The following is a 13,717-nucleotide window of genomic DNA, read 5'->3' on the forward strand; positions in this document are numbered from 1 at the left end:
AGAGCGGCACAAAGTGACACGCCCGAGGTGCTGATCCGATCGTCGGCGACGGGTTGTCCACAGCATCCGGCAGCAGGCAACACGGCCGTCACAACGGACCTCTAGGATGGCTCAACGAGTCTCTTTTCGGCTCGATCAGCAACCGAACACATTGGATGCCCTTCATGCCATCGATCACCCGCGAAGAAGTCGCGCACCTCGCGCGGCTGGCGCGGATCGAGCTCTCCGACGACGAGCTCGACCACCTCGCACCTCAGCTCGACCAGATCATCGCTCTGGTCGGGCAGGTCAGCGAGGTGGCCGCGGACGACATCCCGCCGACCTCGCACGCCCTGCCGCTCACCAACGTGATGCGCAAGGACGTGAACGTGCCGTGCCTGACGCCGGAGCAGGCCCTGTCCGGCGCGCCGGCCGCGGAGGAGCAGCGTTTCCGGGTGCCGCGGATCCTGGAGGAGGACTGATGGGTGACCTGACCCGCAAGACAGCCGCCGAGCTGTCGGAGCTGATGACGTCCGGCGAGGCCAGCGCGGTGGAGATCACCCAGGCGCACCTGGACCGGATCGCCGCCGTCGACGGTGCCGTGCACGCGTTCCTGCACGTCGACACCGAGGGCGCGCTGGCCCAGGCCGCGGCCGTCGACGGCAAGCGCGCCGCCGGCGAGAAGCTCGGCCCGCTGGCCGGCGTACCGCTGGCGCTGAAGGACGTGCTGACCCAGGACGGCGTCCCGACGACCGCCGGGTCGAAGATGCTCGAGGGCTGGAAGCCGCCGTACGACGCGACCGTCGTGCAGCGGCTGAAGGCGGCCGGTGTGGTCATCCTCGGCAAGACCAACATGGACGAGTTCGCCATGGGGTCCTCGACCGAGAACTCGGCGTACGGGACCACCCACAACCCGTGGGACCTGAACCGGATCCCGGGCGGCTCCGGCGGCGGTTCGTCGGCGGCCATCTCGGCGTACGAGGCACCGCTCGCGATCGGCACCGACACCGGTGGCTCGATCCGCCAGCCGGGTGCGTTCACCGGCACGGTCGGCGTCAAGCCGACGTACGGCGGCACCTCGCGGTACGGGCTGATCGCGCTCGCCTCCAGCCTGGACACGCCCGGCCCGTGCGCGCGGACGACGCTCGACGCGGCGCTGCTGCACGAGGTGATCGCCGGGTACGACCCGATGGACTCCACCTCGATCAACCAGCCGGTGCCGGCGGTCGTCGACGCGGCGCGTCGCGCCGACGTGGCCGGCCTGCGGATCGGCGTCGTCAAGGAGCTCGGCGGCGAGGGGTACCAGCCGGGTGTCGAGGCCCGCTTCCACGAGGCGGTCGAGCTGCTCACCAAGCTCGGCGCCGAGGTGGTCGAGGTGTCCTGCCCGCACTTCCAGTACGCGCTCCCGGCGTACTACCTGATCCTGCCGAGCGAGGCCTCGTCCAACCTGGCCAAGTTCGACGCGATGCGGTACGGCCTGCGGGTCGGCGACGACGGCGAGAACAGCGCCGAGCGGGTGATGAACCTGACCCGTGAGGCCGGCTTCGGCGCCGAGGTCAAGCGCCGGATCATGCTCGGCACGCACGCGCTGTCCAGCGGTTACTACGACGCGTACTACGGCCAGGCGCAGAAGGTGCGGACGCTGATCGCGCGCGACTTCGAGAAGGCCTACGAACAGGTCGACGTGCTGGTCTCGCCCGCGACGCCGACCACGGCGTTCGCGATCGGCGACCGGGTCAACGACCCGATCGCGATGTACAAGAACGACCTGTGCACGATCCCGTCGAACCTGGCCGGCAACGCGGCCGCGTCGTTCCCGTGCGGCCTGGCCGACGAGGACGGGATGCCGGTCGGCTTCCACGTGATGGCCCCGGTGATGCGCGACGAGCTGCTCTACCAGGTCGGCGGCGCGCTCGAGGCCGCCCTGGCCGACCAGTGGGGTGGCGTCCTGATGTCCAAGGCTCCGGAGCTGGAGGTGGCCCGATGACCGCGGCGGTTTTCGCGATCGAGGATGCGCTCGCGCAGTACGACCCGGTGCTCGGCCTCGAGGTGCACGTCGAGCTGAACACCAAGTCGAAGATGTTCTGCGGCTGCCCGACCGAGTTCGGCGCCCCGCCGAACACGCAGACCTGCCCGGTCTGCCTCGGTCTGCCCGGCGCGCTGCCGGTGGTCAACGCCAAGGCGGTCGAGGCGGCGATCAAGATCGGCCTCGCGCTGAACTGCGAGATCGCCGAGTGGTGCCGGTTCGCCCGGAAGAACTACTTCTACCCGGACATGCCGAAGAACTTCCAGACCTCGCAGTACGACGAGCCGATCGCGTTCAACGGCTGGACCGAGGTCGTCGTCGACGGCGAGACGTACCGGATCGAGATCGAGCGCGCGCACATGGAGGAGGACACCGGCAAGTCCACCCACGTGGGTGGCGCGACCGGCCGCATCCACGGCGCCTCGCACTCGCTGGTCGACTACAACCGGGCCGGCATCCCGCTGATCGAGATCGTCACCAAGACGATCGAGGTGCCGCCGGCCAAGGCCGCGGCGGTGGCGCGTGCGTACGTGAGCATGCTGCGCGACCTGCTGCTCGCGCTCGACGTGTCCGACGTCCGGATGGACCAGGGCTCGCTGCGCTGCGACGCGAACGTCTCGCTGAAGCCTTCGGGGTCGACGACGCTGGGGACCCGGACCGAGACCAAGAACGTGAACTCGTTCCGTTCGGTCGAGCGTGCGGTGACCTACGAGATCACCCGGCAGGCCGCCGTACTGGCGTCGGGCGGGAAGGTCCTGCAGGAGACGCGGCACTGGCACGAGGACACCGGCGTCACCACGTCGGGCCGGGAGAAGTCGGACGCCGACGACTACCGGTACTTCCCCGAGCCCGACCTCGTCCCGGTCGCGCCGTCGCGGGAGTGGGTCGAGGAGCTGCGGGCGACGCTGCCCGAGGCGCCGGCGACGCGGCGGGCGCGGCTGCAGGAGGAGTGGGGCTTCACCGACCTGGAGATGCGCGACGTCATCAACGGCGGGGCGCTCGAGCTCGTGGTGGGGACTGTCGAGCTCGGGGTTTCAGCGGCCGCGGCGAAGAAGTGGTGGTTGGGTGAGCTGGCCCGCGCGGCCAACGAGTCCGGCAAGGACCTGCTCGACCTCGGCGTCAGCCCGGTCGACGTGTCCAACGTTCAGGCGCGCGTCGACAAGGGCGAGCTGAACGACAAGCTCGCGCGTCAGGTGATCGACGGCCTGGTCAAGGGCGAGGGCACGATCGACGAGATCGTCGCCGCGCGTGGGCTGGCCCTGGTGTCGGACGACTCGGCGCTGATCGAGGCCATCGACCGCGCGATCGCGGCGAACCCTGACGTGGTCGAGAAGGTCAACTCCGGTAAGCCCGCCGCGGCGGGTGCGCTGATCGGCGCGGTGATGAAGGATCTGCGCGGCAAGGGTGACGCGGCGAAGGTCCGCGAGCTGCTGAACGCCAAGCTCGGGATCTGACCCGAGCGCTCCGGAGTCCGCGGTTGGGCTCCGGAGACCTGAGCAACGAACGATGAGCCCCGGGGGAGTCCGACCCGGGGCTCATCTGTTCGGTGGACCTGCTGTTGTCAGGCGGCTTCCTGGTGGTGCAGGTCCGGGGGAGTGCTGAGCAGCTTCTGTGCCACGGCGACGTCGTTCGGCGCGCAGCGCACCTCGTACTCCGTCGGTCGTACCTCGCTCGCCGGCGCCTCGGGTCGATTCCGCACCAGCGCCTTGAAGAACCCGACCAGCGCGCCCAGGATCGCGCCGTACACGAGACCCCAGAACACGACGACCAGCCCGGTCATGCTCGTCTCGGCCACCAGCGTCACGAACACGCCGAGCGCCAGCCCCAGCGCCGCACCGCTCAGTGCGCTGACCCCGCTCGCTTTCGCGACCTCACCCCCGCGTCTGTCGACCATCCGCAGGCCGGCGCCCGTGATCTCGAGCCCGGACATCCCGTAGGCCCTCAGCTGCTCGACGGTCCGCACCGCGTCCGCGTAGTGCTCCGTCGACGTGATCACGCTGGATTCCAGTGGCGCCTGATGAGGCACGACGTCTCCCCTCCCTGAGTGTGTGGTGCTTCCACTAGTACCAGGTGAGGGGTAATCCCATGCGTCGTCAGCGAGTAATCGTCAACCGCAGGATCCGGTCGTCGCCATCCTGTACGTCGCCACGCCCGTCGGTGTTCGACGTCGTCACCCACAACGACCCGTCCGGCGCCGCCTCGACGGTCCGCAGCCGTCCGTACCGGTTCGTGAAGAACGCGACCGGCTCACCGGTCCGCTTGCCGTCGGCAACGGGAATCGCCCACAGCCGCTCACCCCTGAGCCCCGCCATGAACACGTGCCCCTGCGCGAACGCGATCCCCGACGGCGACGCGTCATCGGTCTTCCACTGCGCAATCGGGTCCACCATCCCGTCCAGCCGGCTGACCCCCTCCGCGCCGGGCCACCCGTAGTTGGCGCCCGCGGTGATCGCGTTCAACTCGTCCCAGGTGTCCTGCCCGAACTCGGCGGCGTACAGCTGCCCCTTGTCGAACGCGAGCCCCTGCACGTTGCGATGCCCCTTCGAGAACCAGACCCGCCCACCCGGATTCCCCGGCGCCGCCTTCCCGTCGGTGGTGATCCGCAGGATCTTCCCACCCAACGAGTCGTCGTTCTGCGAGTTCGGCCGATCACTCCCGTCCCCGGTCCCGGCGTACAGGAACCCGTCCGGCCCGAACCGCAACCGCCCACCGTTGTGCACAGCCGCCATCGGAATCCCGTCAAGAATCACCTGCTGCCCCGACAGCCGATTCCCCTGATAGGTCATCCGAGCAATCCGGTTGTCCTCACCCGTCGAGTAGTAAACGTACACATACGGCCGCGTCGGATACTGCGGATCCACCGCAATCCCCAACAACCCACCCTCGGACGAGGCATCCACCCCATCAACCCGCCCCACCTCGGTCGCCTGCCCACCCGCGACCCGCTTCACCCGGCCCGAGTCCCGCTCGGTCACCAACGCCGACCGATCCGGCAGAAACGCCAACCCCCAAGGCACCTCGATCCCCGTCGCAACCGTCCCCGCAACCTCCAACTTCACTGGCCCCTGCGGCGCACTACTCGTCGGCTGCCCAGTCGGCACCGGCGTACTCGACGGCGTAGTGCTGCTGCTCCCCGACGCCGAAGGCGAGGCCGCAGCGCCACCGTCGTCCCCGTCCGAGCACCCAACAGCCAACAACCCCACCGCCACCACCAGAGCCGCAGTACGCACGCCATCTCCTCCGAGTCGACAACCCCTCCACTATCCCGAAGTACCCCCGAAAACCCCGCGAAAGCCGCGCCGCCCCCGACTACCCTCACTCTTCATGCAGCCCAGGCACCACGTCCCCGACGCCGGCCTGACGCCCAGAACCGTGTTCCTCTCCGGCCCAGCCGGCTCCGGCAAGACCACCGTCCTCCGCCTGAGCCACGCCGAGAAGCTCGCCGTCTGGGGCCGCACCGCCGCGATCGACTCCGACCAACTGTTCCTCATGGTCGACCCCGGCTGGGACCTCCCGTACGACGACGCCCGCACCGCGCTCGTACTGCGCCAATGTGCCCAACTCACCGAGTCGTTCGCCGCCGCTGGCTACGAGAACGTCCTCATCGCCGGGAACGCGATCCATGACGCGGTCGACCTGAACCCGGTCCTTCCCGACCTGCTGCAGCTCGGCCGGGTCTTCCACCTCACGCTGGAGCCCACCGAAGAGGCGGTTCTCCGCCGTACGGCCAACGACCCGGACCGGTCGCCGGCCCACCTCATCGGCGAACTGCATCACGCGCGAGCCAAGCGCTCGCCCTGGTCCGTGCCCATCGACAACTCCGAGCTCACCCCGCTGCAGACCCTCCAGAAGATCGCCCACCTGATCGACTCAGGCGAGGGTGAGATCCACGGCCTGCTGACGGACGCCACAGCTGGGCGTTGACGTGCTCCTCGTACGGCGGGGAGGTTGCAGCTTTTGACAGTTGCTCGGGGGGTGAGCAGACCGTAACCTCTTCGGGCTCGGGGGAGCCGCTCACTCATCATCTGGGGAAACTCATGCGTGCCCGACTGCTGTCAGCAGCGTTCTTGATTGCCGCCACCTCTGTTGCCGTACCCGCCACCGCGTACGCCGCGCCGCCGCGGCTCGCGCCCGAGAACTTGCAAACCGTTTGGCCGAGCACCACCTGCGTGCGCGGCGAGGCGCGGCCGTACATCGCGGAGACCGCACCTCGTCTGCAGGCGTTCCTGCCCGCGGACCCGGACGGGCCGACCCACGCCAGCGCACAGTTCCGGATGGTCGACGTGGCCACCGGGAAGCGGATGTTCACCGGCGAGAGCGGGATGAAGCTCGTCGGTTCCTGGGTGGAGACTCCCGGGCGTCAGCCGCAGCTGGAGAACGGGAAGACCTACGCGTGGCAGGCCCGGACCTTCGACGGTACGGCGTACTCGGCGTGGTCCCGCAAGTGCGAGCTCACCGTCGACACCGACCGGCCGAGCGCGCCAGGTGTCACGATCACGCCCGAAGGGCCGTACCAGGTCGGGCAGACCGTCACGCTCACCTTCACGCCGAACGGCGCGACCGACGTGGCGATGTACGGGTTCGGTGACCGCGACACGGCGGACGTGAAGATCCCGAGCAGCCCCGGTGTCGCGCAGTACACCTTCCGCGAGGTCGGGCCGACGACGCTGACCGCATGGTCGTACGACCACGCCGGCAACCCGAGCTCGCCGCCGGCGAAGGTCGATGTCTCGGTGTACCCCGGCGGGCCGCTGCCGCCGTCGGCGCCGACCGCTGACCAGCTGGCGACCATCGATCCGGCGAGCAGCTGCGTGACCGGCGAGACCCGGCCGTACCTCGCGGGGACCAGCCCGCGTCTGCGGGCTTTCGTGCCGCACGTCCAGGACGCGCCGAATGTCAGCGTCCAGTTCCAGATGGTCGATCTCGGCACCGGTGAGCAGGCGTTCAGCGGTGAGAGCCCGACGAAGTCGACGGGCACCTGGTTCGAGCCCGAGTCCACTCCGTCGCTGCTGAGCGGCAGCACCTACAGCTGGCAGGCGCGCGTGTTCAACGGAACGAGCTACTCGACGTGGTCCACGATGTGCGAGTTCACCGTCGACGTCGACCGCCCGAACGCCCCCGGCCTCACGATCACTCCGGAGGGCCCGTACCAGGTCGGCCAGGAGATCACCCTGCACTTCACCGACGCGGGTTCCTCGGACGTCGCCAGCTACCAGTACGGCTTCTTCGGCGCCCTCACCGGTACGACGCCCGCCGCGACCCCGACCGCTACGCTCACGCTGACCCAGCCGGGCTGGCTGTCCTTGTCCGCCCAGAGCCGCGACCGAGCAGGTCTCACCAGCGACCGGACGACCGTCGATCTGACAGTCACGCAACCCAACTAGAAACCTCTCGGCCCGCCCCGGACAGCAAGCACCTGATGGCGGAGCTGTGAGAGACCTCCGAGGACCCTGTGTGTTGCTCTAACTTCCCCAGGTCGGACGGAGCGGGAAGTGGGCGTTGGCCTGGTCGTCTAGTTTCACCGCGAGGATTTGGTGGAGTTGGGTGTTGTTGCGTTCGAAACCCACTCGGCAGGCGGCTAGGTAGAGGCCCCAGATTTTGGCGGTGGGGTAGCCGACTTCGGCGACTGCTTCGTCCCAGTGGGATTCGAGGTTGGCTGACCAGCCTGCCAACGTCAACGCGTAGTGCTCGCGGAGGTTTTCTTCGTGGCGGACTTCGAAGCCGGCGTCTTGGGCTTCGAGGATGATTCGGCCGGAGCCGATGAGTTCGCCGTCGGGGAAGATGTAGCGGTCGATGAAGGCGCCGGTGGAGCGGAAGCGGTTGTCGGGGCGGGTGATGGTGTGGTTGAGGAGCCTGCCGCCTGGCTTCAAACGATCCAAGAGGAAAGAGAAGTAGGCAGGGTAGTTGCGGACGCCGATGTGTTCGGTGAGGCCGATGGAGCTGATGGCGTCGAAGTTCGACTCCACCACGTCTCGGTAGTCCATGAAGCGGACTTCGGCGAGGTGTTCGAGGCCTTCTTTTTTGATGGCTTTGGTGGCCCACTCTGCTTGGGCTGAGGACAGAGTCACGCCGAGGGCGCGGACGCCGTACTCGCGGGCGGCGTGGCGGACCATGCCGCCCCAGCCGCAGCCGACGTCCAGCAGGCGCTGGCCGGATTGCAGGTCCAGTTTGCGGGCGACCAGGTCGTACTTCTCGAACTGGGCTTCTTCCAAAGTAGAAGAGGCAGTGGGGTAGACGGCGCAGGTGTAGGTCATCGACGGGCCCAACACATATTCGTAGAACGTGTTGGAGACGTCGTAGTGGTGGTGGATCGCCGCTTTGTCGCGGGTTCGGGAGTGGCGGAGGCCTTCGAAGGTTCGGCGCCATTTGGGGAGGTGTTCCTGCGGGGGCGGCGGGGGTGGCTTCAGGTGGGACCAGCCGAGGCCTCGGACGATTCTCAAAGCCTCGGAGGGCGTTGGGCGTTCGAAGTGGAGTTGGTTGAGCATCATGCGCATGAGCTCGTACGGGTTGCCGGGGTGGATGCCGGTGATCTCGAGGTCGCCTTGGACGTAGGCGCGGACCAGGCCCAGGTCGCCGGGGGCCGTCAACACGTAGGAGAGACCACGTTCGGTGGCCAGGTGCATGTGGATGGGAGAGTCCGAAGGGCCGGTGGCGCTGCCGTCGTAGGCGGTGAAGCGGAAGGGGAGGCCTTCGGGGGCGACCGTGGTGAGGGCCTGGGCGATCGAGATCTGGGTGGCGAGGGTGGTCATCGGCGCGTTACCGCCTTTTCGTAGAGCCCGGTGAGGCGGGCGTCGGGGTCGTAGAGGGTCTTCACCGCGGTGAGGGCCGGGACGTTGTACAGGCGGTCGAAGGTGTCTCGGTCGTAGTAGGCGTCTGAGTAGAGGGACTTGTGGCCGCCGAAGTCGGCGACGGCGGACTCGATGCGGCGGTTGACGTCGCCGTCGGAGGCGCCGGGGGCGATCGGGACCGTGCCCCAGAAGCCGACGTTCACGTAGGTGACGCCGGCGTCCAGGGGATACAGCGGCCAGGTGTCGCTGCCGCGCAGGCGCAGGGGGCAGAGCCAGACCGGCCGCATGCCGACTTCGGTGTCGAACCAGCGGAGGAAGTCGGCGAGGCGGTCCAGCGGGATCTCGACGTCCTGGACGACGCGTTCGCGGTCGGGATGGCCGCGGCGGCGGTTCAGGCGGGCGGCGTAGCCGTGGCGGTTCTCGAAACCGATGATGCGGTGGTAGACGTCGCTGCGGCGAAACCTCGAAGGCCAGAGGCGGCGGACCCAGCGGTTCTGTGCGCCGAAGGCCGCCGAGCACCAGAACCAGTCGGTGTCCCAGCGCCACAGGTAGTCGTGGGCGGTGAGGAAATCCGTGGAGCGCTGCTGAAGCGAGCGGTAGTAGATCTGCTGGCCGGTGTAGTCGCTGGTCGGTACGGCGGCGTCGCTGTTGCGGCCGAGCGTCAGGTACGCCTCCGTCGGGCTGAAGGCGACGCCGTCGACGAAGTGCACCGGCTCGCCGTCGTACGTGCCTTGAGCAACAATCCCCTCGAGAACAGGTGCCAGCGAGTCCAGCTCGACCCGCACGTGCCGCAGCGCGACGTACGGCGAGATCCGGTCGAGCTCGATCCGCAGGCGGGTCGCGTAACCGAGGGCGCCGTACGAGTTCGGGAAGGTGCGGAACAGCTCAGCGTGCTCGCCGGTCGGACGGGCGGTGACCACTTCGCCGGCGCCGGTCAGGACGTCGAGCTCGAGCACCGACTCGTGCGGCAGGCCCGCGCGGAACGACGACGACTCGATGCCGAGGCCGCTCACCGCGCCGCCGAGCGTGATGGTCTTCAGCTGAGGCACGACGAGCGGCGTCAGCCCGTACGGAAGCGTCGCGGCGACCAGGTCCTCGTACGTGCACATGCCCTGGACGTCGGCCGTACGCGCCTCGGGATCGACCGAGAGCACGCCGGTCAGGCCGGAGACGTCCAGGCCCGGGGTGTCGACGGCCGTTCGGGGGCGGAAGAGGTTGGAGCTGCGCTTGGCCAGGCGGACCGGCTCCCCGGGGGGAATGCGCTGGTAGGACGCTCGGAGACGTCCGACCGCCTGATCGTGTTCCACAGTCGAGGTCGAACCCGATGTCGAAGGCACCTTGTCAGAGTACGACGACGTTCGAACAACGGGCAGAAGAATTTTTTGCAACCGGATGTCGAGACGCCGCAACCCGCTCCGACGTCGCCCCTGACACGAGGAGGAACAGATGATCGATCTGAGGCCGGCCGGACGGGCGCTGAACGCGGTCGTGGCGGGAATCGCCGACAGCGACCTGAGCGCGGCGACGCCGTGCGAGAAGTACTCGGTGGCGGAGCTGCTGGTGCACGTGGACGAGGGGGCGCGCGGGTTCGGGGGAGTGGACGGGGAGCCGCTCACCCCCGGTGCGGAACGCTGGCGGGAGACGCTGAAGCACCGCGTCGAGCAAGTCGGTACGGCCTGGGCCGCGCCGCAGGCGTGGGAGGGGTCGTCCGAGCTCGCCGGGCTCGACCTGAGCAACGCCGAGTGGGGCCGGATCGCGCTGACCGAGCTGGTCGTGCACGGGTGGGACCTGGCCCGCGCGACCGGGCAGGAACTCGTGCTGCCGGACGAGACCGTACGGGCGTGCTACGAGCACGTCGCGACGTTTCTGGACGAGCCTCCGGTACCGGAGTTGTGGGGTACGCCGGTGAAGGTGGACGAGCGGGCCGCGCTGCTCGATCGTCTCGTGGGGATCACCGGACGGTCGCCGCGTGTCGGTGGGGGCGAGTAGGTTCGGCCTATGGCTGATTCGGTGATCACATGGCTCCCGTGGGAGGACCCGGACGGGTTCCTCGGCGGGCTTCCGCAGCGGGTTGAGGCGACGTACTACGCCGGTGGCGAGTTGCCGCCCGAGGCCGACCAGGTGGAGTTCTACGTGCCCAGCTACATGGGCAGCTCCCAGGTGGTCGAGGTGATCGCGCAGATGCCGAACCTGAAGGTCGTGCAGACCCAGACCGCCGGGTTCGAGAACGTGCTGCCGTTCCTGCCGGAGGGCGTGACGCTGTGCAACGCGCGCGGTGTGCACGACGCGTCGACGGCGGAGCTGGCGGTCGGGCTGATCCTGGCGTCGTACCGGCGGATCCCGCTGGCGGTGGCGAACCAGCAGCAGGGGGTCTGGCCCGCTGATGCGGGGATCGATGACTCGCTGGCGGATCGGACCGTGCTGATCCTCGGGTACGGGTCGATCGGGGAGGCGCTGGAGCGGCGGCTGGCCGGGTTCGAGTGCGACGTCATCCGGGTGGCGCGGCGGGCGCGGGAGGGTGTGCACCCGATCAGTGAGCTGCCGGAGTTGTTGCCGAGGGCGGACGTGGTCGTGCTGCTGACGCCGGCGACGGAGGAGACGAAGGGACTCGTGAACGCGGAGTTCCTGGGGCGGATGAAGGATGGCGCGCTGCTGGTCAACGTGGCGCGGGGGGTCGTCGTCAACACCGAGGACCTGGTCAAGGAACTGCACACACAGCGGATCCGGGCCGCGCTGGACGTGACCGATCCGGAGCCGTTGCCGGCGGGACACCCGTTGTGGTCGGCGCCGAACACGCTGATCATCCCGCACCGGGGTGGGGCGTCGACGGCGTTTCCGCCGCGGGTGGCGCGGCTGGTGAAGGCACAGCTCGAGCGCTATGTGACGGGCGAAGAATTGATCAACGTGGTGGCGGGGCCGCCGCGGTAGCAACCGGCGGCGGCCGACGCCGCGACACAACCGAACTGGAGGACGAGGATGTCCGAGGCCGTACTGCTGATCGGGACCAAGAAGGGGCTCTGGATCGGGCGCAGCGACGCCGACCGGCGGCTCTGGACGCTCGACGGGCCGCACTTCGAGATGCAGGGCATCTACTCCGTCGGGGTCGACACCCGCGGCGACCGGCCGCGGTTGTTCGCCGGTGGAACGAGCGAGCACTGGGGCCCGGCCGTCTTCCACTCCGACGACCTCGGGCAGAGCTGGGCCGAGCCGCCGGAGGGCTCGATCGGGTTCCCGAAGGACGCCGGCGCCTCGGTCGAGCGGGTCTGGCAGATCCAGCCGGCCCCGGACGACCAGCCGGGCGTCGTGTACGCCGGTGCGCAGCCGAGCTCGCTGTGGAAGTCGACCGACGGCGGCGTCACCTTCGAGCTCGTCCGCGCGCTCTGGGACCACCCGCACCGCAAGGACTGGGGCGCGGGCTTCGGCGGCCAGGCGATCCACACCGTGCTCCCGCATCCGACCGATCCCGCGAGGGTCAGCGTCGCGATGTCGACCGGCGGCGTCTACCGGACCGCCGACGGCGGGCAGACCTGGGAGCCGGCCAACCACGGCATCAAGGCGTACTTCATGCCCGACCCGGACCCGGAGTTCGGCCAGTGCGTGCACAAGCTGGCCGGGCACCCGGCGATGCCGGACCGGATGTTCGCCCAGAACCACCACGGCGTCTACCGCTCCGACGACGGCGGCGCGATCTGGAAGTCGATCGCGGACGGCCTGCCTTCGGACTTCGGCTTCCCGATCGCCGTCCACCCGCACGAGCCGGAGACCGTCTACGTCTTCCCGTTGGTGGCCGATGGCAACCGGATCCCGACCGACGCGAAGTGCCGCGTCTACCGCTCGCGCGACGCGGGCGCGACCTGGGAGCCGCTGACCAAGGGGCTGCCCGACGTCCCGTCGTACGCGCCGGTGCTCAGGGACGCGCTCTGCACAGACACCGGTACGCCGGCCGGCGTCTACGTCGGTACGCGCGACGGCTGCGTCTACGCGAGCGCCGACGCGGGCGACAACTGGACCGAGGTCGCGCGGCACCTGCCCGACGTACTGAGCGTTCGCGCGGCCGTGCTGTGACGGTCCGGGTGAAGTTGCCGACGGTGCTGCAGGCGTTCGCCGGTGGCAACGAGAAGGTGGCGATCGAGGCGACCACGGTCGGCGAGGCGTTCGCGCAGCTCGAGCGCGAGCACCCGGCGCTCCGGCGCCGGCTCACCGACGAGCAGGGCGCGCTGCGTCGGCACGTCAACGTGTACCTGGGCAACGACAACATCCGCGACCTCGACGGGCTCGACACGCAACTGCCCGACGGCGCGGAGCTGCTGGTGCTGCCGAGCGTGGCAGGCGGCTGAAGAAGGGACTGTTGCTGAGGAGAACCAACCGCTAGCGTCACCGCATGACTGGGCACGTGATCCTGCTGACCGGTTCGCCCGGCGCGGGCAAGACGACGGTGGCTTCGCTGGTCGCGACCGGCTGCGCGGGGCCGGCCGCCCACCTGACCACCGACCTGTACTACCGGGCGATCAAGACCGGGTTCATCGCGCCGTACATGCCGGGGGCCCAGAAGCAGAACGAGGTGGTCGTCGACGCGATCGTCGCCACCGCCTCGACGTACGCGCGTGGTGGGTACGACATCGTCGTCGACGGCGTGATCGGGCCGTGGTTCCTGAAACCGTTTCGGGCGGTCGCGGACCAGCTGCCGATCTCGTACGTCGTACTGCGGCCCGACCTGGAGACGACGCTGCAGCGGGCCCGCGACCGCGCCGACACCGAGCTCAAGGACGTCGAGGCGATCACCGGCCTGTACGACGCGTTCAAGGATCTCGGCGAGTACGAGAAGCACGTCATCGACACCACCACGCTGGACGCCGAGCAGAGCGCCGCGAAGGTCCGCGAAGCGGTCACGTCCGGCCGGTTCCGGCTGAGCTGAAACCCCTGC

Annotated in this window: 14 protein-coding genes; 10 read left to right on the top strand and 4 right to left on the bottom strand. The window is 69.1% G+C overall.

Translation table 11 applies throughout. The features are described 5' to 3' along the window. The first annotated feature begins 164 nt into the window (after positions 1-164). Genes gatC through gatB form a run of 3 tightly spaced genes read left to right on the top strand, consistent with a single transcriptional unit; the run spans position 165 to position 3,459 of the window. On the top strand, positions 165-461 hold the full coding sequence (gatC, locus tag ACZ6Z4_RS34170) for an Asp-tRNA(Asn)/Glu-tRNA(Gln) amidotransferase subunit GatC (RefSeq protein ID WP_465574531.1): 297 nt from the start codon (positions 165-167) through the stop codon (positions 459-461). Then, entirely contained in the window at positions 461-1,966 is a 1,506-nt protein-coding gene (gatA, locus tag ACZ6Z4_RS34175; protein WP_363676464.1) for an Asp-tRNA(Asn)/Glu-tRNA(Gln) amidotransferase subunit GatA, read from the top strand. The genes gatC and gatA overlap by 1 nt, the downstream gene beginning before the upstream one ends. After that, the gene (gene gatB / locus ACZ6Z4_RS34180; protein ID WP_465574537.1) at positions 1,963-3,459 is read left to right on the top strand and encodes an Asp-tRNA(Asn)/Glu-tRNA(Gln) amidotransferase subunit GatB; all 1,497 of its coding nucleotides are present in this window, start codon (positions 1,963-1,965) and stop codon (positions 3,457-3,459) included. Before gatA ends, gatB begins: the two co-directional genes overlap by 4 nt. A 107-nt stretch (positions 3,460-3,566) precedes the next feature. Here the strand turns inward: gatB and ACZ6Z4_RS34185 are convergent, their stop codons facing one another. Together ACZ6Z4_RS34185 and ACZ6Z4_RS34190 are read right to left on the bottom strand one after the other, a co-directional pair. Beyond that, positions 3,567-4,001, bottom strand: a complete 435-nt coding sequence (locus tag ACZ6Z4_RS34185; protein ID WP_465574540.1) for a hypothetical protein — start codon at positions 3,999-4,001, stop codon at positions 3,567-3,569. Positions 4,002-4,098: 97 nt separating this feature from the next. Then, on the bottom strand, positions 4,099-5,106 hold the full coding sequence (locus tag ACZ6Z4_RS34190; protein ID WP_465575389.1) for a PQQ-dependent sugar dehydrogenase: 1,008 nt from the start codon (positions 5,104-5,106) through the stop codon (positions 4,099-4,101). A gap of 223 nt (positions 5,107-5,329) precedes the next feature. Between ACZ6Z4_RS34190 and ACZ6Z4_RS34195 the strand changes: the two genes are divergently transcribed. Beyond that, complete coding sequence (locus ACZ6Z4_RS34195; protein WP_465574543.1) at positions 5,330-5,929, top strand: nucleoside/nucleotide kinase family protein; 600 nt, start codon at positions 5,330-5,332, stop codon at positions 5,927-5,929. A gap of 113 nt (positions 5,930-6,042) precedes the next feature. Beyond that, complete coding sequence (locus tag ACZ6Z4_RS34200) at positions 6,043-7,389, top strand: hypothetical protein (protein WP_465574546.1); 1,347 nt, start codon at positions 6,043-6,045, stop codon at positions 7,387-7,389. A gap of 78 nt (positions 7,390-7,467) precedes the next feature. Here the strand turns inward: ACZ6Z4_RS34200 and ACZ6Z4_RS34205 are convergent, their stop codons facing one another. Together ACZ6Z4_RS34205 and ACZ6Z4_RS34210 are read right to left on the bottom strand one after the other, a co-directional pair. Beyond that, positions 7,468-8,754, bottom strand: coding sequence for a class I SAM-dependent methyltransferase (locus tag ACZ6Z4_RS34205; RefSeq protein ID WP_465574549.1), 1,287 nt, complete (start codon positions 8,752-8,754; stop codon positions 7,468-7,470). Beyond that, positions 8,751-10,130 carry an FAD-binding oxidoreductase gene (locus tag ACZ6Z4_RS34210; RefSeq protein ID WP_465574552.1) on the bottom strand — a complete coding sequence of 460 codons (1,380 nt, stop codon included), beginning with the start codon at positions 10,128-10,130 and terminating at the stop codon, positions 8,751-8,753. Before ACZ6Z4_RS34210 ends, ACZ6Z4_RS34205 begins: the two co-directional genes overlap by 4 nt. Before the next feature lie 109 nt (positions 10,131-10,239). On the opposite strand from ACZ6Z4_RS34210, the gene ACZ6Z4_RS34215 reads away from it, so the two are divergent. From ACZ6Z4_RS34215 to ACZ6Z4_RS34235, 5 genes are read left to right on the top strand one after another with little or no spacing between them, the layout of a single operon-like run. Then, positions 10,240-10,782 carry a TIGR03086 family metal-binding protein gene (locus tag ACZ6Z4_RS34215; RefSeq protein ID WP_465574555.1) on the top strand — a complete coding sequence of 181 codons (543 nt, stop codon included), beginning with the start codon at positions 10,240-10,242 and terminating at the stop codon, positions 10,780-10,782. A gap of 9 nt (positions 10,783-10,791) precedes the next feature. Next, on the top strand, positions 10,792-11,721 hold the full coding sequence (locus tag ACZ6Z4_RS34220; RefSeq protein WP_465574559.1) for a 2-hydroxyacid dehydrogenase: 930 nt from the start codon (positions 10,792-10,794) through the stop codon (positions 11,719-11,721). Between the two features lie 48 nt (positions 11,722-11,769). Then, the gene (locus ACZ6Z4_RS34225; RefSeq protein ID WP_465574566.1) at positions 11,770-12,858 is read left to right on the top strand and encodes a WD40/YVTN/BNR-like repeat-containing protein; all 1,089 of its coding nucleotides are present in this window, start codon (positions 11,770-11,772) and stop codon (positions 12,856-12,858) included. Positions 12,859-12,866: 8 nt separating this feature from the next. Beyond that, positions 12,867-13,130, top strand: a complete 264-nt coding sequence (locus ACZ6Z4_RS34230; protein ID WP_465574569.1) for a ubiquitin-like small modifier protein 1 — start codon at positions 12,867-12,869, stop codon at positions 13,128-13,130. Positions 13,131-13,174: 44 nt separating this feature from the next. Continuing rightward, on the top strand, positions 13,175-13,708 hold the full coding sequence (locus ACZ6Z4_RS34235; RefSeq protein ID WP_465574572.1) for a phosphotransferase-like protein: 534 nt from the start codon (positions 13,175-13,177) through the stop codon (positions 13,706-13,708). Positions 13,709-13,717: the final 9 nt, after the last annotated feature.

The organism is Kribbella sp. NPDC104740, assembly GCF_055583505.1.